The organism is Secundilactobacillus malefermentans DSM 5705 = KCTC 3548 (assembly GCF_001436395.1).
Taxonomy (GTDB): Bacteria; Bacillota; Bacilli; order Lactobacillales; family Lactobacillaceae; genus Secundilactobacillus; species Secundilactobacillus malefermentans.
Genome location: NZ_AZGJ01000105.1, coordinates 1 through 1,493, shown reverse-complemented (window position 1 = coordinate 1,493; position 1,493 = coordinate 1). Strand labels below are relative to the sequence as shown.

At 36.0% G+C, this 1,493-nt stretch carries 2 protein-coding genes; both read left to right on the top strand.

Annotated elements, in window-relative coordinates:
* Nucleotides 1–56: 56 nt before the first annotated feature.
* Nucleotides 57–581: a transposase gene (locus FD44_RS09885; RefSeq protein ID WP_010620867.1), complete on the top strand. Its 525-nt coding sequence runs from the start codon at nucleotides 57–59 to the stop codon at nucleotides 579–581.
* Entirely contained in the window at nucleotides 527–1,453 is a 927-nt protein-coding gene (locus tag FD44_RS09880; protein ID WP_076621487.1) for an IS3 family transposase, read from the top strand. Before FD44_RS09885 ends, FD44_RS09880 begins: the two co-directional genes overlap by 55 nt.
* Nucleotides 1,454–1,493 lie beyond the last annotated feature (40 nt).

Sequence of the window (1,493 nt, the reverse complement as noted above, 5' to 3'; positions counted from 1 at the left end):
TGAAGGGCTCCGATAAAGTTAGACAAAAATCTAACTGAATCGGAGTCCTTTTCTGTATGTCAAAATATACTTTAGAATTTAAAATGAAAATTGTTAATGAGTATTTAGAGGGTAATTATAGTTATAAAGATTTGGCAAGTATGAATGGCCTGAATCATTCAATCATTGTCAGATGGGTCCAACGTGCAAAAATCAATGGAATGTCAGCACTGGCATCCAAAAAGGCAAAACGAAGTTTTAGTGGTCAAGATAAGGTTAATATATTAGACTACATGTTAACTAATGGCTTAAGTTTCAATGAAACAGGTGCTCATTTTGATGTGGAGCCCAGTTTGATTTATCAGTGGAAAAGGAAATTTGATGAACATGGCATTGATGCCTTACAAGCCAAACGAGGAAGGCCATCAAAACAAATGATAAAAAAGAAAGCAATCCCGAAAAATAAATTAGATGCGTTGAAACAAGAGAATTTGGAACTAAAGCAACAGCTTCAGACAGCTAAAATGGAGCTAGCCGTCTCAAAAAAATTAGAAGCCTTAGCGATCAAGAAAAGACGACGAAAGAACAACTTACCCAAGTAGTACAATCGTTAAGGCAGCAATTCGACCTAACGGTCCTCTTAGCAGTTGTAGGATTAAATCGCAAAACTTTTTATTATCATTTAAAGCATTCCCACGATGATAAATATCGTGAAGTAAAAGATGTCATCCAATGGCTTTACGATGGTAGCGAGGAGACTTATGGCTATCGTCGAATGCATGTAGAACTATTGAAAATGCAGTTTACGTATGATGACGATACGGTTCGTAAAATCATGCGCAGCATGGATTTAATGCCTACGTGCTATTGGACAAGATCTGGTAAGTTTTCTTCGTATCGTGGTGAACAAGGAAAAGTTGCTAAAAATATAGTTCGAGAAAAATATGTCATCAAACAGAAAAAGTCGTTTAAATTTGTTGTAGAACAGCCGTACGATGTACTGACGACCGATGTTACCCAAATTAATATACTTGGTACTAAACTCTATTTGTCCGCCGTTATCGACATGTACAGTAAAGAAGTATTAGCATTTGACATACGAAACTCACCAAATGCTGCCCAAGTAATTGCGTGTTTAGATCAGCTAAAAGAGGTCTTGCCTGAAGATGTAACTCCAGTACTCCATAGTGATCAGGGGACCTTATACCAATTAGATGGATATCAAAATAAGTTAAAAGAAATTGGTTTATCTCAAAGTATGTCCCGTAAGGGAAATTGTCTCGATAATGCACCAATGGAAAGTTTTTTCAGTTTAGCAAAAAGAGAATTCATCTGGCGTAAAAATTTCAAATCAGTCGAAGAATTTAAGCAAGCTTTTGCTAAATACATCTCAAGATTCAACAACGTGCGAATTTCTAGAAAAAGTAAGGGCCTGACTCCTATCGAAATTAGGAATCAAGCCCTTACAGCCTAAAAATATTAATATAAGTGTCTAACTTTTTTAGAGCCCATCA